27 protein-coding genes and 5 tRNA genes are annotated in these 24,186 nt (G+C 68.4%); 9 read left to right on the top strand and 23 right to left on the bottom strand.

The window, feature by feature from the left end:
• Nucleotides 1–251 precede the first annotated feature (251 nt).
• From rplL to H8B22_RS10295, 19 genes are all read right to left on the bottom strand, one after another.
• Entirely contained in the window at nt 252–620 is a 369-nt protein-coding gene (gene rplL, locus H8B22_RS10385; RefSeq protein ID WP_187711353.1) for a 50S ribosomal protein L7/L12, read from the bottom strand.
• 61 nt (nt 621–681) lie between these two features.
• Entirely contained in the window at nt 682–1,209 is a 528-nt protein-coding gene (rplJ, locus tag H8B22_RS10380) for a 50S ribosomal protein L10 (RefSeq protein ID WP_187711352.1), read from the bottom strand.
• 354 nt (nt 1,210–1,563) lie between these two features.
• Nucleotides 1,564–2,262: a 50S ribosomal protein L1 gene (rplA, locus tag H8B22_RS10375; protein ID WP_187711351.1), complete on the bottom strand. Its 699-nt coding sequence runs from the start codon at nt 2,260–2,262 to the stop codon at nt 1,564–1,566.
• A gap of 3 nt (nt 2,263–2,265) precedes the next feature.
• Entirely contained in the window at nt 2,266–2,694 is a 429-nt protein-coding gene (rplK, locus tag H8B22_RS10370) for a 50S ribosomal protein L11 (RefSeq protein ID WP_187711350.1), read from the bottom strand.
• Between the two features lie 265 nt (nt 2,695–2,959).
• Nucleotides 2,960–3,535, bottom strand: a complete 576-nt coding sequence (gene nusG / locus H8B22_RS10365) for a transcription termination/antitermination protein NusG (protein ID WP_187711349.1) — start codon at nt 3,533–3,535, stop codon at nt 2,960–2,962.
• Between the two features lie 12 nt (nt 3,536–3,547).
• Complete coding sequence (secE, locus tag H8B22_RS10360; protein ID WP_187711348.1) at nt 3,548–3,928, bottom strand: preprotein translocase subunit SecE; 381 nt, start codon at nt 3,926–3,928, stop codon at nt 3,548–3,550.
• Between the two features lie 84 nt (nt 3,929–4,012).
• Nucleotides 4,013–4,088: transfer RNA gene (locus H8B22_RS10355), tRNA-Trp, on the bottom strand.
• A gap of 121 nt (nt 4,089–4,209) precedes the next feature.
• Nucleotides 4,210–5,400, bottom strand: a complete 1,191-nt coding sequence (gene tuf / locus H8B22_RS10350) for an elongation factor Tu (RefSeq protein ID WP_187711347.1) — start codon at nt 5,398–5,400, stop codon at nt 4,210–4,212.
• A gap of 99 nt (nt 5,401–5,499) precedes the next feature.
• Nucleotides 5,500–5,575 (bottom strand) — tRNA-Thr (locus tag H8B22_RS10345).
• 35 nt (nt 5,576–5,610) lie between these two features.
• Nucleotides 5,611–5,684 (bottom strand) — tRNA-Gly (locus H8B22_RS10340).
• 116 nt (nt 5,685–5,800) lie between these two features.
• Nucleotides 5,801–5,886: transfer RNA gene (locus H8B22_RS10335), tRNA-Tyr, on the bottom strand.
• 153 nt (nt 5,887–6,039) lie between these two features.
• On the bottom strand, nt 6,040–7,131 hold the full coding sequence (gene ychF / locus H8B22_RS10330) for a redox-regulated ATPase YchF (RefSeq protein ID WP_187711346.1): 1,092 nt from the start codon (nt 7,129–7,131) through the stop codon (nt 6,040–6,042).
• Between the two features lie 84 nt (nt 7,132–7,215).
• Entirely contained in the window at nt 7,216–7,797 is a 582-nt protein-coding gene (gene pth, locus H8B22_RS10325) for an aminoacyl-tRNA hydrolase (protein ID WP_187711345.1), read from the bottom strand.
• A gap of 60 nt (nt 7,798–7,857) precedes the next feature.
• Entirely contained in the window at nt 7,858–8,511 is a 654-nt protein-coding gene (locus H8B22_RS10320; protein ID WP_187711344.1) for a 50S ribosomal protein L25/general stress protein Ctc, read from the bottom strand.
• Nucleotides 8,512–8,616: 105 nt separating this feature from the next.
• Complete coding sequence (locus H8B22_RS10315; protein WP_187711343.1) at nt 8,617–9,576, bottom strand: ribose-phosphate diphosphokinase; 960 nt, start codon at nt 9,574–9,576, stop codon at nt 8,617–8,619.
• A 75-nt stretch (nt 9,577–9,651) separates the two neighbouring features.
• A tRNA-Gln gene (locus H8B22_RS10310) sits at nt 9,652–9,727 on the bottom strand.
• Nucleotides 9,728–9,744: 17 nt separating this feature from the next.
• Nucleotides 9,745–10,635, bottom strand: a complete 891-nt coding sequence (gene ispE, locus H8B22_RS10305) for a 4-(cytidine 5'-diphospho)-2-C-methyl-D-erythritol kinase (protein ID WP_187711342.1) — start codon at nt 10,633–10,635, stop codon at nt 9,745–9,747.
• Nucleotides 10,636–10,712: 77 nt separating this feature from the next.
• Nucleotides 10,713–11,342, bottom strand: a complete 630-nt coding sequence (gene lolB / locus H8B22_RS10300; RefSeq protein ID WP_187711341.1) for a lipoprotein insertase outer membrane protein LolB — start codon at nt 11,340–11,342, stop codon at nt 10,713–10,715.
• Nucleotides 11,339–12,967, bottom strand: coding sequence for a tetratricopeptide repeat protein (locus H8B22_RS10295; protein WP_407060849.1), 1,629 nt, complete (start codon nt 12,965–12,967; stop codon nt 11,339–11,341). The genes lolB and H8B22_RS10295 overlap by 4 nt, the downstream gene beginning before the upstream one ends.
• Before the next feature lie 152 nt (nt 12,968–13,119).
• Between H8B22_RS10295 and hemA the strand changes: the two genes are divergently transcribed.
• From hemA to H8B22_RS10250, 9 genes are all read left to right on the top strand, one after another.
• Nucleotides 13,120–14,400, top strand: coding sequence for a glutamyl-tRNA reductase (gene hemA / locus H8B22_RS10290; protein ID WP_187711339.1), 1,281 nt, complete (start codon nt 13,120–13,122; stop codon nt 14,398–14,400).
• 105 nt (nt 14,401–14,505) lie between these two features.
• Nucleotides 14,506–15,591 carry a peptide chain release factor 1 gene (gene prfA, locus H8B22_RS10285; protein WP_187711338.1) on the top strand — a complete coding sequence of 362 codons (1,086 nt, stop codon included), beginning with the start codon at nt 14,506–14,508 and terminating at the stop codon, nt 15,589–15,591.
• 155 nt (nt 15,592–15,746) lie between these two features.
• Nucleotides 15,747–16,211 (top strand): GNAT family N-acetyltransferase, encoded by a 465-nt coding sequence (locus H8B22_RS10280; RefSeq protein ID WP_187711337.1) that lies wholly within the window; start codon nt 15,747–15,749, stop codon nt 16,209–16,211.
• 50 nt (nt 16,212–16,261) lie between these two features.
• Nucleotides 16,262–17,893 carry an O-linked N-acetylglucosamine transferase, SPINDLY family protein gene (locus H8B22_RS10275; RefSeq protein ID WP_187713615.1) on the top strand — a complete coding sequence of 544 codons (1,632 nt, stop codon included), beginning with the start codon at nt 16,262–16,264 and terminating at the stop codon, nt 17,891–17,893.
• A gap of 90 nt (nt 17,894–17,983) precedes the next feature.
• Nucleotides 17,984–18,502, top strand: a complete 519-nt coding sequence (gene moaB / locus H8B22_RS10270; protein WP_187711336.1) for a molybdenum cofactor biosynthesis protein B — start codon at nt 17,984–17,986, stop codon at nt 18,500–18,502.
• A 12-nt stretch (nt 18,503–18,514) separates the two neighbouring features.
• The gene (locus H8B22_RS10265) at nt 18,515–18,865 is read left to right on the top strand and encodes a helix-turn-helix domain-containing protein (protein WP_187711335.1); all 351 of its coding nucleotides are present in this window, start codon (nt 18,515–18,517) and stop codon (nt 18,863–18,865) included.
• Nucleotides 18,865–19,632, top strand: a complete 768-nt coding sequence (ppk2, locus tag H8B22_RS10260; protein ID WP_187711334.1) for a polyphosphate kinase 2 — start codon at nt 18,865–18,867, stop codon at nt 19,630–19,632. Before H8B22_RS10265 ends, ppk2 begins: the two co-directional genes overlap by 1 nt.
• A 202-nt stretch (nt 19,633–19,834) precedes the next feature.
• Entirely contained in the window at nt 19,835–20,578 is a 744-nt protein-coding gene (locus tag H8B22_RS10255; protein WP_187711333.1) for an endonuclease/exonuclease/phosphatase family protein, read from the top strand.
• Nucleotides 20,575–21,528: a putative bifunctional lysylphosphatidylglycerol flippase/synthetase gene (locus H8B22_RS10250; protein WP_187711332.1), complete on the top strand. Its 954-nt coding sequence runs from the start codon at nt 20,575–20,577 to the stop codon at nt 21,526–21,528. The genes H8B22_RS10255 and H8B22_RS10250 overlap by 4 nt, the downstream gene beginning before the upstream one ends.
• Here H8B22_RS10250 and H8B22_RS10245 read toward each other — a convergent pair.
• Genes H8B22_RS10245 through H8B22_RS10230 form a run of 4 tightly spaced genes read right to left on the bottom strand, consistent with a single transcriptional unit; the run spans nt 21,525 to nt 24,077 of the window.
• Complete coding sequence (locus H8B22_RS10245) at nt 21,525–21,911, bottom strand: DUF488 domain-containing protein (protein WP_187711331.1); 387 nt, start codon at nt 21,909–21,911, stop codon at nt 21,525–21,527. The two genes, H8B22_RS10250 and H8B22_RS10245, sit on opposite strands and share 4 nt — an antisense overlap.
• A gap of 31 nt (nt 21,912–21,942) precedes the next feature.
• Nucleotides 21,943–22,212 carry an acylphosphatase gene (locus tag H8B22_RS10240; protein ID WP_187711330.1) on the bottom strand — a complete coding sequence of 90 codons (270 nt, stop codon included), beginning with the start codon at nt 22,210–22,212 and terminating at the stop codon, nt 21,943–21,945.
• Between the two features lie 10 nt (nt 22,213–22,222).
• Nucleotides 22,223–22,804, bottom strand: a complete 582-nt coding sequence (locus H8B22_RS10235; protein ID WP_187711329.1) for a TlpA family protein disulfide reductase — start codon at nt 22,802–22,804, stop codon at nt 22,223–22,225.
• Between the two features lie 4 nt (nt 22,805–22,808).
• A complete protein-coding gene (locus tag H8B22_RS10230) occupies nt 22,809–24,077 on the bottom strand; it encodes a YihY family inner membrane protein (protein ID WP_187711328.1) in 1,269 nt (422 codons plus the stop codon).
• Nucleotides 24,078–24,186 lie beyond the last annotated feature (109 nt).

Genomic DNA, 24,186 nt, shown 5'->3' with positions numbered 1-24,186 from the left:
CCGGCACCCGCACGCCCTCTACAGCTGCTTCCAACTACCAACTCAGGTTGGATTTCCTGCTTCGCTGTACCGCCTTGGCCCGGATGAAACGAAGCGGATCCGGGTCGCGTGGATCTACGACTCCCGGGTTACGGCGCGATGCGCCTCCATCCGGGTCACAACTTGCAGCACTTCAACAACGGCCAAAGGCCGGGACCTTGCGGTCCCAGCCCTCAGTGGTCGCCGATGGAATCCGGCGACACGGATACTGCTTACTTGACCTCGACGGTCGCGCCAGCAGCTTCCAGTTCCTTCTTGAACTTGGCAGCGTCGTCCTTCGACACGGCTTCCTTCAGGACGCCACCGGCCTCGGTGAGGTCCTTGGCTTCCTTCAGGCCCAGGCCGGTGATGGCGCGGACGGCCTTGATCACGTCGACCTTCTTCTCGCCGGCGCTCTTCAGCACGACGGTGAATTCGGTCTGCTCTTCGACCGGAGCGGCGGCGGCGGCCGGGCCGGCCATCATGACCGGAGCAGCGGCGGTGACGCCGAACTTCTCTTCGATGGCCTTGACCAGGTCCATCACTTCCATCAGCGACTTGGCGGCGATGGCGTCGACGATCTGTTCGTTGGAAAGGGACATTTTGATTACCTCTGGAAAATTTGTGGTCTTGCGATTCGGTTAGTAAGTCGCGTCAGCGAACTCAGGCTTCGGCAGCAGCTTCCGCCGGTGCGGCTTCGCCACCACCCTGCTTGTCCGCCACGGCCTTGACGGCGCGGGCAAACATGCTTGCGGGTTCGGCGAGGACGCGGGCCAGCATGGACAGGGCCTGTTCGCGGGTCGGCAGCGAGGCCAGGACTTCGACGTGCGCGGCGGGCAGCAGCTTGCCTTCCACCGAGACGACCTTGGCCTTGAGCTTGTCGTTGCCCTTGGACGCTTCCTTGATCAGACGACCGGCAGCGCCGGGTTCTTCCAGCGAGAACGCGTACAGCAGCGGACCGGTCAGGACGTCCTTGACGACCTCGAACTCGGTGCCGGCGACGGCGCGCGCGGCCAGCGTGTTCTTGACAACCTTCAAGAAAACACCGGTTTCGCGGGCCTGCTTGCGCATCGCGGTCATCTGACTGACCGTGGTGCCTGCGTACTCGGCTGCGACCAAGGAGTGCGCCTTGGCGGCAACTTCAGCCACCTCTGCGACTACATCTTGCTTCTGAGACAGATTGAGAGCCATTGCACTCCTCCAATTGAACTCCGCTCACGGCTCCTGCCGCTTGCGGTCCTGGGCGGCGCCGTCCCTGACGCCGGGGATGCTCGCGCATCCCGGTGGTGGCCCTTCCGGAATTTCCAGAGGGGGCTGCACCATCTACGCAGGCCTGCTTCTTACGAAGGCTGATTAAGCGATCCCGCTAGTGGCGACGGCGATTCCCTGCCAGTACGAGCCTCCGTGCCCGTCGTCGTCACGCGCTGACCGCGCCTGCGGTCTTTGACGGCTCGCTTCGGACCAGAGTCTTCGGCGGCGCCCTCAAAAACGTCCGCGGGCGGCGGCTACGCCGCCCGCGCTTGAACATGTTGCTTTGAAGCTGAATTACTTCAGTGCCAGCGAGGCCTGGTCCACGGTCACGCCGGGGCCCATGGTCGAGCTGATCGAGATCTTCTGCAGGTACTGGCCCTTCGAGGTCGCCGGCTTGGCCTTGATCAGGTCATGCAGCAGCGCTTCGAGGTTGCCCTTCAGGTCGGCGTCCTGGAAGGACGACTTGCCGATGGTGCAGTGGATGATGCCGGCCTTGTCGGTGCGGTAACGGACCTGGCCGCCCTTGGCATTCTTCACGGCTTCGGCCGCGTTCGGCGAAACGGTGCCGACCTTCGGGTTCGGCATCAGGCCGCGCGGGCCCAGGACCTGGCCCAGCTTACCGACGACGCGCATGGCGTCCGGGGTAGCAATGACCACGTCGTAGTTCAGGTCGCCGGCCATCATCTTCTCGGCCAGGTCGTCCATGCCGACGATGTCGGCGCCAGCGGCCAAGGCTTCGTCGGCCTTGGCACCGGCCGGGGCGAACACGGCCACGCGCACGGTCTTGCCGGTGCCGGCGGGCAGCACGGTCGAGCCGCGGACCTGCTGGTCGGACTTCTTCGCGTCCACGCCCAGGCGCACGGCGACGTCGACGGACTCGACGAACTTGGCCTTGGTGGCGTTCTTGATGATCTTGACGGCTTCGTCAAAGCCGTAGGCCTTGCCCGGAACCACGGCGGCCAGGATGGCCTTCTGTCGCTTGTTCATTGCCATGACTTAGCCCTCCACCACCAGACCCATGGAACGGGCCGAGCCCGCAATCGTCTTCACCGCCGCCTCGAGGTCGGCCGCCGTCAGGTCGGCTTCCTTCGCCTTGGCGATGTCCTCGAGCTGCTTGCGGGTGACCTTGCCGACCTTCTCGGTGTTCGGGCGCTTGGAGCCGGACTGGATGCCAGCGGCCTTCTTCAGCAGCACCGAAGCCGGGGTCGACTTGGTGACGAAGGTGAACGTACGGTCGGAGTACGCGGTGATGATGACCGGGGTCGGCAGACCCGGCTCGAGCTTGGAGGTCGCTGCGTTGAACGCCTTGCAGAACTCCATGATGTTCAGGCCGCGCTGACCGAGGGCGGGACCCACCGGCGGCGACGGGTTGGCCTGGCCGGCCTTGACCTGAAGCTTGATGTAGCCAACTACTTTCTTAGCCATTTTCTTCTCTCCGGGTGCTAGCGCCTGGTTCTCAGGCTCCCCATCGGACCGGGAAAATCGCGTGTCCCGGCTTCACGTTTTGCATTCTTTCCAGACGCCGACAGCCGCCTTGCGGGGCGGCTGGGGGTCCGGGTGGCTCGCGCCTTGGGCAGCGAGCCGGCGAGTATAGCAGGGGCCGGCGGCGGACTCAAAGCGCCGGCCCCGCTTGGGCCGCGCCCGCGACGGAGACCGGCAGCCGCCCTGGACAGGGCGCACGCCTACGGCCTCACTTGGCCTTTTCGACCTGACCGAACTCCAGCTCGACCGGGGTCGAGCGGCCGAAAATGAGCACCGCGACGCGCAGGCGGCTCTTTTCGTAGTTGATTTCCTCGACCACGCCGTTGAAGTCGACGAACGGGCCATCGGTAACGCGGACCATCTCGCCCGGTTCGAACAGGACCTTCGGCTTGGGCTTCTCGACGCCTTCCTGAACGCGCTGCAGGATCTGGTCGGCTTCGGAATCCTTGATCGGCAACGGACGGTCGGCGGTGCCGCCGATGAAGCCCATGACCTTCGGGGTTTCCTTGATCAGGTGCCAGCTTTCGTTGTCGATGCGCGGAATGCCGGCTTCGTCATGCGTCGCGATCTGGACGAGGACATAGCCCGGGAAGAACTTGCGCTCGGAACGGCGCTTCTGGCCGGAGCGCATTTCCACGACTTCTTCGGTCGGAACCAGGACGTCGCCGAAGCGATCCTGCATCTCGGCGCGCACGATGCGGTCACGCAGCGCCTGCGCCACCGACTTCTCGAAGCCGGAATAGGCGTGGACGACATACCAGCGCTTGTTGTTGCCTTCGGACACCGACTTCTCTCCTTAGCGCTCGAGCAGGAACTTGACCGCCGACTGGATCACGACGTCGAAGCCGGCCAGGATCAGGCTGAGGATGACCACGGCAATCATCACGACCCAGGTCGTGCGCAGGGCTTCCTGGCGGGTCGGCCAGACCACCTTGCGCAGCTCGAAGCGGGATTCCGAGAGGAATTCGCGCGTCTGCGCGCCCTTGCGGGTGGTCAGGAACACGACAGCGCCGGCAACCAGGCCACCGCAGACGACCAGCGCACGCAGCACCGTCGCCCAGTCGCTGAACCAGTAGAACGCGAATACGCCGGCAGCGACCAGGGCCACCGCCAGCACGTACTTCACGATGTCGCCGCCGGAGGCCGACGAGCCGGGTTGTTCGACCTTGCTGTTCATTCGGTCCATTGCGCGACCGGGGCCGCGTCACCTGATGGGAAGCCCGGCACCAGGCCGGTTGCGGAAGCGATCCGCGGTGAAACATGGCACGCCAGGAGGGACTCGAACCCCCAACCTGCGGTTTTGGAGACCGCTGCTCTGCCAATTGAGCTACTGGCGTGTGGCTTGAAACATTGTCTTTGGGCTAGGCCCGAAAAAGCAATGGCGGCTCGCGCCGCCAGGGCTTTTTCCCAACTTCCGGCGCCGGGCGGCCTTGCGGCCACCTCCACGCCGGGAGCTGCTTACTTCAGGATCTTCGAGACCACGCCGGCGCCGACGGTACGGCCGCCTTCGCGGATTGCGAAACGCAGGCCTTCGTCCATCGCCACCGGGTTGATCAGGGTGACCACCATCTTAATGTTGTCGCCCGGCATGACCATCTCGACGCCTTCCGGCAGCTGCACCGCACCGGTGATGTCGGTCGTGCGGAAGTAGAACTGCGGACGGTAACCCTTGAAGAACGGGGTGTGGCGGCCGCCTTCGTCCTTCGACAGCACGTAGACCTCGCCTTCGAAGTCGGTGTGCGGGGTGATCGAACCCGGCTTGGCCAGCACCTGGCCGCGCTCCACGTCGTCACGCTTGGTGCCGCGCAGCAGCAGGCCGGCGTTGTCGCCCGCCTGGCCCTGGTCCAGCAGCTTGCGGAACATTTCCACGCCCGTGACCGTGCTCTTCTGGGTCGGACGGATACCGACGATTTCGATTTCGTCGCCCACCTTGATCACGCCGCGCTCGATACGGCCGGTCACCACGGTGCCGCGGCCCGAGATCGAGAACACGTCTTCCACCGGCATCAGGAACGGCTTGTCGATCGCGCGCTCCGGTTCCGGGATCCAGGTGTCCAGCGCCTCGACCAGCTTGATGATCGACGGCACGCCGATTTCCGACTGGTCGCCTTCCAGCGCCATGCGGGCCGAGCCGTGGATGATCGGGGTGTCGTCGCCCGGGAACTCGTACTTCGACAGAAGTTCACGCACTTCCATCTCGACCAGTTCCAGCAGCTCGGCGTCGTCCACCATGTCGGCCTTGTTCAGGTACACGACGATGTACGGCACGCCCACCTGGCGCGACAGCAGGATGTGCTCGCGCGTCTGCGGCATCGGGCCGTCAGCGGCCGAGCACACCAGGATCGCGCCGTCCATCTGGGCGGCACCGGTGATCATGTTCTTCACGTAGTCGGCGTGGCCCGGGCAGTCCACGTGCGCGTAGTGACGGTTCGGGCTTTCGTACTCGACGTGCGCCGTCGAGATCGTGATGCCGCGCGCCTTCTCTTCCGGCGCCGCGTCGATCGCGTCGTAGGCCTTGAATTCGCCACCGAAACGTTCCGCGCCCACCTTGGTCAGCGCTGCCGTCAGCGTGGTCTTGCCGTGGTCCACGTGGCCGATCGTGCCGACGTTTACGTGGGGCTTGGTGCGCTCGAACTTACCCTTTGCCATGGCTGTCGCTTCTCGTTGTGCTGCTTGGATGGGGACGTGACAAAACCCCGCAGGGGCGGGGTTTCTGGCTTGAACCCCGCCGGAGCGGGACTCGAAAGATGGTGCTCACGAATGGAATCGAACCATCGACCTCCTCCTTACCAAGGAGGTGCTCTACCGACTGAGCTACGTGAGCAGGTTGTGCGGGCGATACGTACCGAGCTGCTTCAATGGAGCGGGAGACGGGAATCGAACCCGCGCTAGTAGCTTGGAAGGCTACAGTTCTACCATTGAACTACTCCCGCGCCGGAGCGAGCCAAGTTGCAGCAAGCCGGTTTGGAACGTACTGCCTTTGAAGCGCCGGCCGCTGGTAAGGCAACCGGGTGTAGCAATTCTACTTCACCCTTCCGATGGACTGGAGTGGTGGAGGGAGGTGGATTCGAACCACCGAAGGCGTAAGCCAGCAGATTTACAGTCTGCCCCCGTTGGCCGCTTGGGTATCCCTCCGAAGAGCCCGCTATTTTGGTGTCGGGTTCTGCGGAAGTCAACGCATTCCGGCGAACTTTTTTTGCCGCCCGAACCACGCCAACGGCCGCCTGACGATCGACCAGGGAGCACGCCGCAGCGCGCCCTTGCCTGGTCAATGCCGTCGCGGCGCGGTCAGACGTTGAAGCGGAAATGCAGCACGTCGCCTTCCTGCACTCGGTACTCCTTGCCTTCCAGACGCAGGCGTCCGGCGTCGCGGGCACCAGCTTCGCCCTTGTACTTGATGAAGTCGTCGTAGCCGATGGTCTCGGCGCGGATGAAGCCCTTCTCGAAATCGGTGTGGATCACCGCGGCCGCCTGCGGCGCGGTCGATCCGGCCTTCACGGTCCAGGCGCGGACCTCCTTCACGCCGGCAGTGAAGTAGGTCTGCAGGCCCAGCAGCTTGTAGGCCGCGCGGATCACGCGATTGAGGCCGGGCTCGTCCAGGCCCAGGTCGTGCAGGAAGGCGTCGCGGTCGGCGTCGTCGAGCTGGCTCAGCTCTTCTTCGATCGCGGCCGACACCGGCACGACCTCGGCGCCCTCGCCGACGGCGCGTGCGCGCACCGCGTCCAGGTGCGGGTTGTTCTCGAAGCCGTCTTCCAGCACGTTCGCGACGTACATCACCGGCTTGAGCGTGAGCAGGAACAGGTCGCGCACGGTCGCCTTGTCGTCGTCGGACAAACCCAGCGCGCGCGCCGGCTTGCCGGTATCGAGGGCGGCGCGGATGCGCGACAGCACTTCGACACGCACCTTCGCGTCCTTGTCGCCGGTCTTGGCCGAGCGCTCGGCGCGCTGCAGGGCCTTGTCCACCGACTCCAGGTCGGCGAGCGCGAGCTCGGTATCGATCGTTTCGATGTCCGCGATCGGGTCGACCTTGTTGTTGACGTGGATGACGTCGGAATGCTCGAAGCAGCGCACCACGTGCGTGATCGCATCGACTTCGCGGATGTGCGCGAGGAACTTGTTGCCCAGGCCTTCACCGCTCGCCGCACCGGCCACGAGGCCGGCGATGTCGACGAACTCCACCGCGGTCGGAATGCACTTCTGCGGCTTGACGATCTCGCTCAGCGCATTGAGGCGCGGATCCGGCACCGGTACGACGCCGACGTTCGGCTCGATCGTGCAGAACGGGAAATTGGCCGCGGCGATGCCCGCCTTGGTCAGCGCGTTGAACAGGGTCGACTTGCCGACGTTGGGCAGGCCGACGATGCCGCATTTGATGCCCATTTTGAATTCCGGGATTCGTGATTCGGGATTCGGGATTCGCAGAAGGCAAGGCGCCTTTGTGAATCCCGAATCCCCAATCGCCAATCACGGCTTGGCGGTATTGAGCCGTTTCATCGCCTCGTTGAAATCGCCGGACACCGCCAACGGCAGCACGTCGATGGCGTCGTCGATGGCGCGCAGGATCGCCGCTTCGTCATCGCGCCCCGGCTTGCCCAGCACCCACGGCGTAACGCGGTCCTTGTGGCCGGGATGGCCGATGCCGATGCGCAGGCGCGCGAACTTGCCGTGGCCGAGCAGGCGCATGATGTCGCGGATACCGTTCTGGCCACCGGCGCCGCCATCGAACTTCAGGCGCGGCGTACCCGCCGCCAGGTCCAGCTCGTCGTGCGCGACCAGCGCTTCTTCCGGCTCGATCTTCCAGTAACGCAACGCGGCGGTGACCGACTTGCCGGAAAGGTTCATGAAGGTGGCCGGCTTGAGCAGCCACACGTTCTGGCCGGCGATCTCGATCTTGGCGGTTTCGCCGAACAGCTTCGACTCCAGGCCGAAACGCCCGCCGAACTTCTCTGCGAGGGCGTCAACAAACCAGAACCCGGCGTTGTGCCGGGTCCGGGTGTGTTCGGGGCCGGGATTGCCCAGCCCGACGATGAGGCGCAAGCCTGCCATCGATGAAGCGAGTAATTCGCACCGCTCCGGCGCGCTTTGGTGCGCGCCGGGCAGCGAGGATTACTTCTCTTCCTTCTTCGCGACCTTGGCGGCCGGCACTTCGGCGGCTTCCGGAGCAGCGGCATCGACCGCTTCTTCCTTGCCGTGCTTGGCGATCACGACGGCGACGTCGTGTTCCTTGCCCAGCTTGAGTTCCGGCAGTTCCACGCCCTTCGGCAGCTTGAGCTCCGACAGGTGCACGATGCCGCCCACGGCGAGCGCGCCGAGGTCGATTTCGATGAACTCCGGCAGGTCCTTCGGCAGGCAGCTGACTTCGACTTCGTTGAGCTCGTGGGTGATCACGACGCCCGCGGTCTTGCCGGCCGGCGACTTTTCCTGGTTGAGGAAGTGCAGCGGCACCTTGGCGCGCAGCGCCTGGTTCTCGTCAACGCGCTGGAAGTCCAGGTGCATGATGATCTGCTTGTACGGATGGCGCTGGATGTCGCGCAGCAGAACCTTCTGCACCTTGCCGTCGAGGTCGAGGTCGAGGATCGACGAGTAGAACCACTCGTTCTGGCTGGCCAGCCAGGTCTTCTCGTGCTCGAGCTGGATGCTCTGGGGGGCGGCGTTGCCGCCGTACAGGACGGCCGGGATGCTGGCGGCGCGACGCAGGCGGCGGCTCGCACCCTTCCCTGCGGCTTCGCGGCCAGTGGCCGAGATCTTGTGTTCAGACATTGTCGTTACTCACTTTGCTTGCAATGAAACCGCCTCGCGGCGGCGATGCCACTCACCCGCGACCAGGTGAGCGGTTTGGGCCGAAGCCCGTACCAGTCGCTGTCGTCAATCGACGTACAGCGAGCTGACGGATTCACCGAAGGCGATGCGGCGGATCGTCTCCGCGAGCAGCTCGGCGACGCTGAGCTGGCGGATGCGGCCGCAGGCCTTCGCCGCAGCGCTGAGCGGGATGGTGTCGGTCACCACCAGCTCGTCGAGCTGCGACTTCGTGATGTTGTCGATCGCCGCGCCCGACAGCACCGGATGGGTGCAGTAGGCGGCGACCTTGAGCGCGCCACGCGCCTTGAGCGCACCGGCGGCGGCGCAGAGGGTGCCGGCGGTGTCGACGATGTCGTCGACCAGCACGCAGGTCTTGCCTTCGACGTCGCCGATGATGTTCATCACCGTGGCGACGTTGGCGCGCGGGCGGCGCTTGTCGATGATCGCCAGGTCCGCGTCATCCAGGCGCTTGGCGATGGCGCGTGCGCGCACCACGCCGCCGACGTCCGGCGAGACCACGATCAGGTTGTCGGTGCCGTGCGCGCGCCAGATGTCGGCGAGCAGCAGCGGCGAGGCGTACACGTTGTCGACCGGGATGTCGAAGAAGCCCTGGATCTGGTCGGCGTGCAGGTCGACCGTGAGCACGCGATCGGCGCCGACCGACGAGAACATCTTCGCCACCACCTTCGCGGTGATCGGCACGCGGGCCGAACGCGGGCGGCGATCCTGGCGCGCATAGCCGAAGTACGGCACCACCGCGGTGACGCTGGACACCGATGCGCGCTTGAGCGCGTCGATCAGGACCAGCAGCTCCACCAGGTTCTCGGCGCTGGGCGCGTTGGTGGGCTGGATGACGAAGACTTCCTGCCGGCGCACGTTCTCTTCGATCTCGACCTGGACCTCGCCGTCCGAGAAACGGCTGACCAGCGCCTTGCCCATGCGGATGCCCAGCTCCTTGCACACGGCATCGGCGAGCGGGCGGTTGGCGTTGCCGCTGAATACCAGCAGGTTGCGATCGTTCTGCACGTGGGTCTCTCCGCTTCGCTCTGACCGTGGCGGTGGTGGGATGGTTACAACGGGTGAACGGGGCAACAGCAGGATTGGCAGGGGCGGAAGGATTCGAACCTACGAATGCCGGGATCAAAACCCGGTGCCTTAACCACTTGGCGACGCCCCTGCGCGGAAACCTTTCGGCTACGGTCGGCGTGAACCGGCAGCCATCGCGTCGAGTGCATCCAGCAGCGGCGACCTTGCCGCTCCCGCCGCCACCCAGGCCCTGAGGTCCGGCGGCAAAACTGCCAGCGCCGCTTCGGCGGATTCGCGGGTAGCGAATTCGACGAAACAACCGCTGCCCGACCCGGTCAATCGCGGCGTGCCGACCTGCGCCAGCACTGCGAACACCGCCTCGACGGCCGGTTCGCGCGCGCGCAGGACCGGCTCGAATGCGTTACCGAGCCCAGTTCCCGAAACGAAGTCCGATATTCTCGCGGGCGCAGCATTCCGCGTCAAATCAGGGGCTTGGAAAAGTGCCGCGGTCGGCGCGTGGACCCCTGGGTCGGCCAGCAGGTACCAGGCCGGCGGCAACCCGATCGGCTCCAGTCGCTCGCCCACGCCTTCGGCCCAGGCGTTGTGCCCGCGCACGAAGACCGGCACGTCCGCCCCGAGCTCCAATCCCAGCGCAGCCAGCCGGTCCACGCCCAGGTGCAGGCCCCACAGCGCATCCAGGGCCACCAGCACGGTCGCCGCATCGGAGGAGCCGCCACCGAAGCCGCCACCGGCGGGAATGCGCTTTTCGATGACGATGTCAACACCTTCACTGCAATTGGCAGCCAACTTCAGCAACTTGGCCGCGCGCACGGTGAGGTCGTCGTCTTCGGCCACCCCCGCCACCGATTGCCCGTGGCGAAGCACCTGACCGTCGTTGCGCACCCGTAGGCGCAGGGTGTCGCCCCAGTCGAGCAGGCGGAACACGGTCTGCAGCTCGTGGTAGCCGTCGGCGCGGCGGCCGGTGATCCGCAGGAACAGGTTGAGCTTGGCCGGCGCCGGCCAGGCGCTCCAGCCGGGGCTGGCATCGGGTGCGGTCATGCCGGATCGGGAGGCGGAAGGGGCGCCAAGGGTAAGCCACGGGCCTTGTGCCCCGGAACCATGCCCGGAGCCGGGCCTCAGTGCGCGCCCACGTCCCAGTCGTCGACCACGAGGCGGACGCTGGCCGTGCCCTTGCGCGCGACGATCCGCCGGGGCAGCTGCGGCGCACCGGCCTCGGCCGGGTACCACTCCTGGTATTCGATCGCCCAGCCGGCCTGCTCCAGCTTCAGCGGCAGCCCGCCGTTGCCGTAGACCTGCCTGGCCGGGCCGAATTCGTTGTCGGCGGCGCCGGTGCCGCGCACCCAGTCCTGCAGGGCGCGGACGGGGATGGTCCAGCCGGTGGCGGACAAGAGCAGCGCTTCGACGTCGGCGTCTTCGCGCGGGCCACCGGCGATGCCGTCCAGGCGCGCGCCCTGGTCGTTGCCGCGCAGCTGCCAGCTCTGCCGGGTGACCGGCGCACTCAGCGCGATCGTGTAATCGGCGGCGCGTTGCTGCCAGTCGATGCGGCCGCTGCCGCCGCGGCTGCCGTTGGAGACGGCGATGCGCCCGGACAGGTCCCAGTCGCGCAGGGCACTGCGGCGCTGGTCGTTCGCCTGCGCCTGCGCCGCATCGACCGGCGCGGTGGCGCGCGGCGCCGGCTGGGTCACGCAGGCGGTCAGTGCCAGCGCCGCCAATCCACAGGCAAGGAACGAACGCAGGACTTTCATTCGCCGATCTTCTCCAGCGCGCGCTTCAACGCGCGATTCTCGGGATCGAGCTTGCGCGCTTCATCGAAGTAACGCCGCGCTTCGTCCTTGCGTCCCAGGGCCCACAGCACTTCGCCGATGTGCGAGGCGATTTCCGGATCCTTCTGCTGGGTGAAGGCGCGGCGCAGTTCGGTCAGCGCGTCCTCCTTGCGACCGAGGCGATACAGCACCCAGCCATAGCTGTCGATGATCGCGGCGTTGTCGGGCTCCGCCGTGCGGGCGCGGTCGATCAGCTCCAGCGCCTCGCGATAGCGCGTGGTGCGGTCGGCCAGCGTGTAGCCGAGCGCGTTCAGTGCGGCCGTGCTGTCCGGATCGGCGACCAGGATCTTGCGGAAGTCGGCTTCGGCGCGCGCGATGTCGTCGCGTCGTTCCCAGCCGAGCGCACGTGCGTAGAGCAGGTCCGGATCGTCCGGGAACGCGGCCAGGCCGCGCGCGAACGCGTCGAGTTCGCCGTCGCCGTTCTTGTCCCGGCTGCGCAGGTCGGCTTCCAGGATGTACGCGTCGCGCCGCGCGTCTTCCGGCGCGGCCGCATCCGCCTGCAGGTCGCGCAGGGCCTGGTAGGCCTCGGGGCCACGCTTGAGTTCGTGCAGCACGTTGGCCGCGCGCAGCTTCGCCGGCCAACGCTGCTCGCCGCCGGGCACGCCGCGGTACCAGTCCAGTGCTTCCTGGTGGCGTTCGAGGAACTCGGCAATCCGCCCCAGCAGCAGGCGCCGCGCCGGGTCCGGCTTGGCGGCGTCGTGACTCAGCTCCTGGTACAGCGCGGTCAAAGCGGTCTTGTCCTCGACGCGCGCCAGCAACGAGGCCCGCAGCGCGTAGGTCTGGTCGTCCTGCGGGCCGCGTGCGAGCGTGGTCGAGGCGGCCTGGAAGTCGCCCAGTTCGTCGTATTCGGCCGCCACCGCCATGCGCAGCTCGGGCACCAGCAGCAGGGAGGAATCCAGCGCACCCAGCACCTTGCGCGCCTCGTCCTGCTTGCCCGCCTGGCGCAGCTGGCTGGCGCGCAGCAGCGCCACGCGCGGCTCGCCGGGGAAGCGGCGCACGACTTCGTTGACGACGCGCTCGGCCAGGGCGTCCTGGTCCAGGCGCTGCGCCAGGCCACCGAACGCGAGCCAGGCCTGCAGCTTGTCCGGCACGTTGCCGTCATCGAGCAGGCGACCGAGCAGGCGCGCGGCCTGCTCCGGGTCGCGCGCACCCACGCCGAGCACGCCGACCACCTGCTGCCAGCTGCCCTCCTGTCCCGACGCCAGCAAGGCGTTCAGCTGCCGGCGCGCGGCGCGTTCGTCGCCGCGACGCAGCGCGAGCGTGGCCTCGGCGGCGCTCTGCGCCTGCGTGTCGCCGCCGAGCTTGCGCCACAGCGCGAGCGCCTCGGCGGCACGGCGGTTGTCCTTCGCCAGCAGGGCGATGCGGGTGGCGCGCTCGGCCAGGGTGGCGTCGTTGCCGGCCCGTGCGGCGTCGAGGTAGGCCTTGGCCGCCTCGTCGAGCTTGCCGGCCTGCAGGGCGAACTCGCCGGCCAGGGTCGGCTCCAGCGCCCGCACCGTGTCGTCGACGGGCGGCCCGGAGCGCGCGCCCCAGGCGGGCGACAAACCCAGGCCCACCAGCAGGAGGGCACCGACAAGCACATGTGCGGAACGCGTTGGATTCGCCAAGGGAAAACCCGCGGAAGCTGCGACCGGTAGAATGACGGCCTTCTCGAGCCAGCTTAGCGCAAGCCCCTGAACGGCCACGTGCCGCCGCAGCTCACATGAGCATCCTCGTACTCGGCATCAACCACCAGACCGCGCCGGTCAGCCTGCGCGAACGGGTGGCCTTCTCCGGCGACGCGATTCCCGCGGCGCTCGATGCCCTGCGCGGACTGCCGGCGGTGCGCGAAGTCGCGCTGCTGTCGACCTGCAACCGTACCGAGCTGTACGCGGTCGCCGACGACAACGGCGACACCCTCGCCGACTGGCTGGCCACGCATCCCGACGATGCCGGCGACCTGCACGCCTACCTGTACCGGCATTCGGAAGCCGACGCGGTGCGCCACCTGTTCCGGGTGGCGACGGGACTGGATTCGCTGGTGCTGGGCGAACCGCAGATCCTCGGCCAGGTGAAGGATGCCTGGGCGACGGCGCGCAGCTCGGGCAGCCTCGGCAGCCAGCTCGATCGCCTGTTCCAGCACGCCTTCGCCACCGCCAAGCGCGCGCGCACCGACACCCGCATCGGCGCGAACCCGGTGTCGGTCGCCTCCACCGCGGTGCGGCTGGCACAGGAATCCTTCGCCCGGCCGGAAGATTCCACCGTGCTGCTGATCGGCGCCGGCGAAACCATCGAGCTCGCCGCGCGCCACCTGGTGCAGGCGAAGACCAAGCGGCTGCTGGTCGCCAACCGCACCCTCGCCCACGCGCAGGACCTGGCCACGCGCCACGGCGGCTACGCGCTGGCGCTGACCGAACTCGACCGCCATCTTGCCGAAGCCGACGTGGTGATCTCCGCCACCGCGGCGCGCGATCCGATCCTGCACAAGCTGCAGATCGCCACCGCCCTCGCCTCGCGCCGGCATCGGCCGATGCTGCTGCTCGACCTCGCCGTGCCGCGCGACATCGCGCCCGACGTGGTCGAGCTGAAGGACGTCTTCCTCTACACCGTCGACGACCTGGAACGCGCGATCGAAGACAACCGCCGCAGCCGTCGCGAAGCCGCGAACGAAGCCGAAGCGATCGTCGAGCTGCAGGTGTCGCGCTACATCGAAACGCTCGGCGCAAGCACGCGCACCGAACCGCTCAAGCGCCTGCGCGCGCACGGCGAGGCGGCCAAGACCGACGCGCTGGCCAAGGCGAAGCAGCAACTCGCCACGGGCGAATCGCCGGAAGCGGTGCTCGACTTCCTCGCCCACACGCTGACCAACAAGCTCCTGCACGCGCCCACGATCGCCCTGCGCGAAGCCGCCCTGAGCGGCAATGCGGAGCTGGCGCGCGCGGCCGACAAGCTGTTTCCCGCGCTGCCGGATGCCACGCGCGCCGGCAACGACGACGAGCGTTAGCTACCGTCACTACGAACGCAGTGCCATCCCGCGTGCAGCGGGGCGGCGTGCTGCCGATAGCGTGACCCCTCGCTTCGCCGTCCCCGACTCCCGATTCCCGATCCCATGACCCCTACCCTGCGCCGCAAACTCGAAGCCCTGGCCGAACGCCGCGAGGAACTCGAGCGCCTGCTCGCCGACCCGGGCGTGATCGGCGACGCCAGCCAGTTCCGCAAGCTCTCGCGCGAGTTCGCGCAGCTCGAGCCGGTGGTGAACGCGCTGGCGGCGGAAACGCAGGCCAAGCAGGACCTCGCCGCCGCCGAGGCGATGCGCAACGATGCGGAATTGCGCGAACTGGCCGACGAGGAAATCGCCGCCGCGAACGCACGGCTGGAGCAACTCGATGCCGAACTGCTCGCGCACCTGATCCCCAAGGACGCCCGCGACGACGGCGACATCTACCTGGAAGTGCGCGCCGGCGCCGGCGGCGACGAGGCCGCGATCTTCGCCGGCGACCTGTTCCGCATGTATTCGCGCTATGCCGAGCGGCAGGGCTGGAAAGTGGAAGTCGAATCGGCCAGTCCGGGCGAACACGGTGGCTTCAAGGAAGTCATCTCCCGGGTCGAAGGCCGCGGCGCCTACTCGCGGCTGAAGTTCGAATCCGGCACGCATCGCGTGCAGCGCGTACCGGCCACCGAATCGCAGGGCCGCATCCACACTTCCGCCGCGACCGTGGCGATCATCCCGGTCGAGAGCGAAGGCGAACCGGTCGAGATCAATCCCGCCGACCTCAAGGTCGACACCTTCCGTTCCAGCGGCGCCGGCGGTCAGCACGTCAACAAGACCGAATCGGCGATCCGCATCACCCACGTGCCGACCGGGATAGTCGTCGAGAGCCAGACCGAGCGCAGCCAGCACGCCAACCGCGACAAGGCGATGAAGCGCCTGGCCGCGATCATCGCCGAGGCGCAGGCCGCCAAGGCCGCGGCCGCGCAGGCCGAGACGCGCAAGCTGCAGGTCGGCAGCGGCGACCGCAGCCAGCGCATCCGCACCTACAACTTCCCGCAGGGCCGCATCACCGACCACCGCGTGGAAGGCCTCACCCTGTACGACCTGCCCAACGTCATCGAAGGCGGCCTCGACGCGCTGGTCGATCGCCTGCAGCAGGAGAACCAGGCCGACGAACTGGCGCGACTGACGCAGGGCAGCTGATCGCAATCCGGGTGTCATCCCGAGCGAGCGAGGGACCTGCTTTTCCGCTTGAAGCCACGGCAGGTCCCTCGCTACGCTCGGGATGACGGCAATGGCACGCACGGCAATCGCAACGATCCGATCGGTCCGCACCCGTCGCCCAGCAGCGAGGAATCATGGACACCACCATCCGTCGCGCCACGCCCGACGATCTTGACGCGGCCGCAGCGCTGTTCGACGCCTACCGCCGCTTCTACGCGCAGGAAGGCGACCTGCAGCGCGCACGCGACTTCCTGCAGGAGCGGATGCAACGCGGCGAATCGGTGCTGCTGCTCGCCGAACGCGACGGTCGCCTCGCCGGCTTCACCCAGCTCTACCCGATGTTCTCCTCGGTGCGCACCGCGCGCACGTGGATCCTCAACGACCTGTATGTCGACGCCTCCGCGCGTCGCAGCGGCGTCGCCCGCGCCCTGCTCGACGCGGCCGCGCAGTTCGCGCGCGCGCAGGGCGCCGTCGGGATCTCGCTGGAAACCACGCGCGACAACGCACCGGCCCGCGCGCTGTATCGCGCCGCCGGCTGGAACGAGGACGAAACGCAGTGGTACAGCCTGGCGTTTACCCCGGGCACGGCGACTCCGTGAGCGAACGCGAGCGCCTGCGCGCGCTGGTCCAGCGCGAACCCGGCAACGCGATGGCGTGGATCATGCTCGGCGAGGCCGAACTCGACGCCGGCGATGCCCGCGCGGGCGAAGCCGCGGCGCGCCGCGCATTGGCATTGCAACCCGGCCATCCCGAAGCGCTGGCACGCCTGGGCCGTGCGCAGTGGATGCAGCAGCAGCGCCGCGAGGCCGCCGACAGCCTGCGCGCGGCCGCTGCGAATGCGCCGCACCATCCCGGCATCGCGGTGTGGCTGGGCCACGTTCTGGAAGACATCGGCGCAGCGGAAGAGGCGGCCGATGCGTACGCGCGGGCGCATGCGCTCGCCCCCGACGAACCGCAGATCGCCGCTTACCTGCTCGCGTGGCGCCGCAAGCTGTGCGACTGGCGCGACCTCGATGCACTCGCGCGGCAGGTGCGCGACGCGGTGGCGCAGGGTCGCGCGATGGTCGAGCCGTTCGCCTTCCTCAGCGAAGACTCGAGCGCCGCCGAACAGCTGCGATGCGCCCGCCTGCGCGCGACGGCGCTGGCGCGCGCGGTGCGGCCGCTACCGCCTGCACCCACGCGCGGCGATACCGGCGCCGTGGGTGTCGGCTTCCTCTCCAACGGCTTCGGCGCGCACCCGACCGGGCTGCTCACCGTCGCCCTGTTCGAGGCGCTGCACGCCGAAACCACGCGCACGCCACACGCGCTCGAAACGCACCTGTTCGCCCTCAACCGCGACGACGGCAGCCTGGTGCGCCAGCGCCTGCAGGCGGCGACGCGGCTGCACGACGTCGCCGGCCTGCCGCACGCGCAGGTGGCGCAACGCATCCGCGCCGCCGGCATCGACGTGCTGTTCGACCTGCGCGGTTGGGGCGGCGGCGGCGCGCCGGAAGTGCTGGCGATGCGCCCGGCACCGGTGCAGGTGAACTGGCTCGCGTACCCGGGCACCTCGGGCGCGCCCTGGATCGACCATGTGCTCGCCGATGCGTTCGTGCTGCCCGACGTGCTGGCGGCCGGCTTCAGCGAGCGCGTGCTGCGGCTGCCGCGCTGCTTCCAGCCGACCGACACCGCGCGCGCGATCCCGCCACCGCCATCGCGCGCCGCGTGCGGCCTGCCCGACACCGGCGTGGTGTTCTGCTGCTTCAACAACAGCTACAAGCTCAACCCGCACAGCATGGCGCGCGCACTGGCGGTGCTGCGCGCGGTGCCGGGCAGCGTGCTGTGGCTGCTGTCGGGGCCCGGTCGCGCCGATGCACGGTTGCAGGCCTTCGCGCAGGCGCAGGGCGTGGCGCCGGAGCGACTGGTGTTCATGGCCAAGCAGCCGCACGCCGAATACCTCGCGCGCCTGCAGCACGCGGACCTGTTCCTCGACACCGAACCCTACAACGCGCACACCACCGCCTCGGATGCGCTGTGGGCCGGCTGCCCGGTGCTGACGCGACCGGGCGAGACCTTCGCCGCGCGCGTGGCCGGCAGCCTCAACCACCACCTGGGCATGCCGTCGATGAATGTCGACAGCGATGCGGCCTTCGTCGCCCGCGCGGTCGAACTCGGCCGCGATCCGCAGGCCTTGGCCGCCCTGCGCGCGGAACTGGCGCAATGCCGGCGCGACAGCGGGCTGTTCGACATGGGCGGGTTCGCGCGCGATTTCGCTGCGGCGATCCGGACCATGCTGGCGTAGGGCGGGCCCTGGCCCGCACCTCGATCTTCGCTGCTAACCTCGTCCGACCCAACCCTCGCGGCGGGCTTGAGCCCGCCCTACACTCCCGGCATGACCGCCGAACGCGACTTCCTCCCGCTCCGCCTGTGCGTGCTGACCGTGTCGGACACGCGCACCTCGGCCGAAGACACCTCGGGCGATTACCTCGTCGCCGCGCTGACCGACGCCGGGCATGCGCTCGCCGACCGCGCCCTGCTCCGCGACGACCGCTACCAGCTGCGCGCCCGCGTCTCGCAGTGGATCGCCGACGCCAGCATCGACGGCATCCTCGTCACCGGCGGCACCGGCTTCACCGGCCGCGACTCCACGCCCGAAGCGCTGCTGCCGCTGCTGGACAAGGAGATGCCGGGCTTCGGCGAACTGTTCCGCGCGCTGAGCTTCGCCGAGATCGGCACCAGCACGCTGCAGTCGCGCGCCTTCGCCGGCCTAGCCAACGGTACCTTCCTGTTCGCGCTGCCGGGTTCGACCTCGGCCTGCCGCACCGCTTGGGAAAAGATCATCCACGCGCAGCTCGACGCGCGCACCCGCCCGTGCAACCTCGCGACGCTGAAGCCGCGCCTCAAGGAGTAAGGAGTGCTGGACATGCCCCTAGCCACCACGCTGCGCCTGCTCGCCAAGGCGCGCGGTCTCAGTCCCGCCGACATCGCCACCGCCATTCCGCGCGCCGGCGTCGCCACCGTGAGCGCCTGGCTGCAGGGCGACAAGCTGCCCGGCAAGGAACAACTCGACGCGCTCGCCCGTACCTTCGGCGTGCCGGCCGGTGCGCTGCTGGGCGAACTGGCCAGCACGCTGGACCCTTCGCGTACCAAGGGCGAGCACGACCTGCTCGCCGCCTACCGCGCGCTCAACACCAAGCAGCAGGGCGCGCTGCTGGAAGTCGCGCGCAGCATGCAGCCGGCAGTGGCGAAGCCGGCCCGACGCAGGGGCCGCTGATGGGCGGGCTCAAGCGCAAGGACTACGAAGCGCGGCTCGAACCCCTCCAGCTCGAACTCGTGGCGATGGCGCGCTGGCTGCAGGCGACCGGCCAACGCGCGGTGGTGCTGTTCGAAGGCCGCGACACCGCCGGCAAGGGCGGCGTGATCAACGCCATCGCCGACCACATGAACCCGCGCCAGTGTCGCGTGGTCGCCCTGCCCAAACCGACCGAACGCGAAAGTTCGCAGTGGTACTTCCAGCGTTACGTCGCGCACCTGCCCGCGGCCGGCGAAATCGTGCTGTTCGACCGCAGCTGGTACAACCGCGCCGGCGTCGAGAAGGTGATGGGTTTCGCCAGCGAGGCGCAGGTGAAGGCGTTCCTGAAGCAGACGCCGGCGTTCGAGAAGCTGCTGGTCGACGACGGCATCCTGCTGTTCAAGTACTGGCTGTGCTGCGACCAGGCCGAACAGGAAGCGCGCTTCGCCGATCGCCTGAAGGACCCGCTCAAGCGCTGGAAGCTGTCGCCGATCGACGTCGAGGCGCGCAAGCATTACGACGACTACACCCGCGCGCGCGAAGCCATGCTCAAGGCGACGCACACGCCGCAGGCGCCGTGGACGCTGGTGGATTTCAACGACCAGAAGCGCGGCCGCCTGGCGCTGATCAGGGACCTGCTGCAGCGCCTGCCCGACACCAACGTGCCACCGGCGAAGCTGGCGTTCGGACCGTTGCCGGGGAAGCCGAAGAAGGAACGGTTCGGAGTGTTGAAGCCGATCAAGGATTGAGTCGATCGCGTCGTCCCGGTAGCGAACAGCCAGCTTTTCGCCACTATCGGCCGCAGGCGCGGCACGGCCACGACAGTCGCTTCACTGCATCGCGGGCCGGTCCCCCGCTACGCTCGGGAAGACGCAGGATGCGGAACCGCGGGAAGGTCGTTCTCCCACGCACTTCACCCACCGAATTCCCCACCCTGCGCACAATCGCCCCATGCCCGCGTTCAACGTCCTGACCCTGAACGCCCACATGGGCTTCAACCCGTTCCGCCGCCGCTTCGTGCTGCCGGAACTGCGCGAGGCGATCCGCTCGGTGTCGGCCGACATCGTGTTCCTGCAGGAGGTGCTGGGCGAACACGCGCATTACGCGCGCAAGCACGTCAACTGGCCGGACGGACCGCAGTACGAATTCCTCGCCGACACGCTGTGGCCGCAGTTCGCCTACGGCCGCAACGCCGTGTATCCGCACGGCCACCACGGCAACGCGCTGCTGTCGAAGCTGCCGATCGTGCAGCACGCGAACCGCGACATCTCCATCCACGGCAGCGAGGGACGCGGCCTGCTGCACTGCGTGCTGGCGATGCCGGGCACCGGCATGGAGGTGCATGCGATCTGCGTGCACCTGGGCCTGCGCGAATCGCACCGCCAGCGGCAGCTCGAATTGCTGTGCGGAATCATCAAACGCGAAGTGCCGGCGGATGCGCCACTGGTCGTCGCCGGCGACTTCAACGACTGGCGCGGGAAGGGGCACGGTGTGCTCGAACGCTGCGGGCTGCAGGAAGTTTTCCTGCAGCAGCACGGCGCGCTGGCACGGACCTTTCCCGCACGCTGGCCGTTGCTGCCGGTGGACCGGATCTACGTGCGCGGCGCGCGCGGGGTCGCGCCGCAGGTGCTGTCGGCGCGGCCGTGGTCGCACCTGTCCGACCATGCCCCGCTGCTGGCGCGGATCGAGTGGTGAAGCCGCGCCATCCCCTGCTGCATCGCCTCCGGCGCATCGCCTGGTGGCTGGTGCCGGTCGCGGTGCTGGCGCTGGTCGCCCGCGCCGCGCGTGCGATCGACTGGCGCGGCGTAGGCGAGGCCATGGCCGGCTTCGACCCCGGCACGCTGCTCGTCGCAGCGCTGCTGAGCGCCACCAGTTACCTGGTCTACTGCGGCTACGAACTGGCGGCGCGGCACTACGCGCACCACGCGCTGTCGCCGCGGCGGACCGCGCTGATCGGCGGCATCGCCTACGCGTTGGGGCTCAACATCGGCGCACTGTTCGGCGCCACCGGCGCGCGCCTGCGCCTGTACACGCGCGCCGGACTCGGCATCGCCGCGGTCACCCGCATCGTCGCGTTCGCGACGAGCACCAACTGGCTGGGCTACCTGCTGCTGGCGGGTGCGCTCTTCGCCAGCGGCGCCGTGCAGGCGCCGTCGCGGTTCGCGGCGCTGGCGGGCGCGCTGCCGTGGCTCGGCGCGGCGATGCTGGCCGCGGCCGCGCTGTACCTGCTGGCCTGCTGGCGCCTGCACGGGCGCATGTTCCATGTGCGCGGCCACCACTTCCGCCTGCCGTCGGTGCCGCTGGCGCTGCTGCAGTTCGCGCTGGCCGCGCTGAACTGGGCGCTGATGGCGGCGATCCTGTACGTGCTGCTGCCGGCAGCCGCCGACTATCCGACCGTGCTGGGCGCACTGCTGCTCGCGGCGGTGGCCACCGCGCTGGTGCACGTGCCCGGCGGCGTCGGGGTGCTCGAAGCGGTGTTCGTCGCGGCGCTGGCGCCGCGCATTCCCGTCGCCGCCGTCCTCGCCGCCCTGTTCGCCTATCGCACGCTGTACTACCTGTTGCCGCTGGCGGCGGCGCTGCCGGCATACCTGTTGCTGGAGTTGCGCGGCCACACGCCCGCGACCGCGACCGGGGAGAACGGCTAGACGATCCTCGCCCCCTGCGCGGCGAGCAGTTCGCGCAGGATCGAACGGTGGCAGTGCGATTCGTCCTCGCAATAGCAGCCGACCGAGAAATCGCTGTGCTGCGACAGCGCCGCGAGCAGGGCGATGGCGTGGGCGTGTTCCGGCGCTGCCATCTCGGCGCGGTAATTGCGCACGAAGGCGTTCCACTGCGCCGGCGTCTCCGCCGCCTGCGCCTGCTTCATCGTTTCCAGGCTCGGCGCGAGGTTCGGGAACCACACGTCGTACCAGTTCTGCGTGGCGAACGCCGCCTTCGGCACGCCGCGCGGCGGTCGCCGCACGGTGCCGATGCGCAACCCTTCGCCCTTCGCGCGCGGCGTACCCAAACGAACGATGCGGATGGCCATGGCGCTGCTCCCTGCTTCTGCAGCTATCGAATCAGCGGATCTCGAAACCGGCGAGGCCGGGCTCGTCGTGCGCATCGACGCGCTCGAGTTCATCGACTTGCGCCTGCGGCGGGCCGTAGTGCAACCACTGCCCCAGCTCTTCGACGGCGTCGTCGTCGCCGATCGCCAACACTTCCACGCGCCCGTCGGACAGGTTGCGCGCGTAGCCGCGCAGCTGCAGCGCCACGGCGCGGTCGCGCGCGCTGGCGCGGAACCACACGCCCTGCACCTTGCCACCGACCAGGAACCGTACCGATTTCATCGCAACCTCCTCAGCCCGCGGGCTTGGGTCCTCCGGCGGCCATGATCGCGCCTTCGATGTCGGCGGCGGTGATCGGGCCCATGAACTTCTTCGCCACGCGACCGTCGGGTGCGATCAGGTACGTGGTCGGCAGGCCGCGTGGCGTGGCGAACGACTTGGGTGGATCGAAGGTATCGACGATCGCGATGGGATAGACGACCGGATGGGTCTGCAGGAACGCCTGGATGTCCTTGGGTTCGGAGTCGTCGTAGGCCAGGCCGAGCACTTCGATGTGCTCGCGCATGGCATCCAGCGCGGACAGGTCGGGCATTTCCTTGACGCAGGGCTTGCACCAGGTCGCCCAGAAATTCACCACCACCCACTTGCCGCGATGCGCGGCCAGGTCGTAGGCCTTGCCGTCGATGGTGGCGAGCTGCAGGGTCGGGTATTCGGCATCCGCGGGCGCGGCGGCGGCGGCAGTGTCCGGCGCGGTCGCGGCCGGCGGCGACGCGGGTTGCGGCGCACGTGCTTCGGTCCGCGGCGCCTCCGCTCCGGGCTTGCAGGCGGCCAGCAGCACGGCGGCCGTCAGCAGGGCGGGCAGGTATGGACGCATCGGATCAATCCTCGTGGTCGGCATGGATGGTGGAAACGCGGCGCTTGAGCAGGTCGCGCAACGGCAGGCGCAACTCGTCGATCGCCGCCACCGCGGCGTGGCCGAGCGAATCCTCGCGGCACGGCAGGTGCGCCTCGGCGATGGGGATGCGCAGCTGGCAGGCTTCGTACAGTTCGCTCATCGGCAGCTCGTCGAGGTCGCGGGCGAGCAGCCATTCGCCGTCCTCGGCGCGGCGCACGACGTTGATCTCGCACAGCTGCGCGAGCATCTGCTGCACCAGCGAATCGGTGAGCATCGGCTCGATGCGCTGGATCTGGTCGCTGTGCAGGCCGCGGCCCTGCTTGCGCGCCTCGTTGAAACGGGCGAGCAGGCGGATCAGGCCGTACATCTCGTAACCCAGCGGCAGCCGCATCGCCGCCGGTTGGTAGCGGAACGCGGAAATCGACGAGGCCAGCGAGGCGCCGAGCAGCACCGACACCCAGCTCAGGTAGATCCACAGCAGGAAGATCGGCACCGCCGCGAGCGTGCCGTAGATCTTCGAGTAGGAACTGAAGCTGGCCAGGTACAGCCCCAGTCCCCACTTCACCAGCTCGAAGGCAATGGTGGCGAGCAACGCGCCGGCGATGGCGTGGCGCCACTGGATCGTGCGGTGTGGCACCACCTTGTAGATCGCGGCGATCGCGAAGAACTCGATGGCCATCGGCGCCAGCCGCAACAGCAGCGACTGCAGCGCGCTGCCCGCCTGGGTCTGGAACACCGACATGGCGAAGAACTTGGCCGAGATGGCCAGGCTCGCCGCCGCCATCAGCGCGCCGAGGGTGAACACGGTCCAGTACACGAGGAAGCGCCCGACCTTGGGTCGTGGCGCCTTCACCCGCCAGATGCGGTTGAACGCGGTCTCGATGCCGTTGAGGGTGATCAGCAGCGACACCACCAGCGCGATCACGCCCGCGGCGGTGAGCTGCCCGGCGTTGTTGCGGAACTGCCGCAGGTAGGTCTCCACCGAGCGCGCCGCCGAGGGCACGAAGTTGGCGAAGATGTAATCGCTGAGCTGGTCGCTCCAGTGGCCGAAGACCGGGAACGCCGAGAGCACGCCGAACACCACCAGCGACAGCGGCACCAGCGCGAACACCGTGGTGTACGACAGCGCGCCGGCGGCCTGGAACAGGCGGTCGTCGAGGAAGCGCTTGGCGAGGAAGCGGAAGAAGGTCTTGGCACGCGCGCGGTCGCGCATGCGGTCCATCCAGCGATTGAGGGAATCGAGCGGCTCCATCCGCGGCAGGGTAACCGATGCGATGGCGAAGCCGCATGAGCCGCCACGGGCCGGAACCGCCGCTATCGGCAATAGGCGAAGCGCACCGCGAGCGCGTACCCTTCTGCGC

Source organism: Lysobacter terrestris, from assembly GCF_014489475.1.
Taxonomy (GTDB): Bacteria; Pseudomonadota; Gammaproteobacteria; order Xanthomonadales; family Xanthomonadaceae; genus Agrilutibacter; species Agrilutibacter terrestris.
Note: the sequence above shows the minus strand (reverse complement) of the source record. Positions and strands in the feature narration are given on the sequence as shown.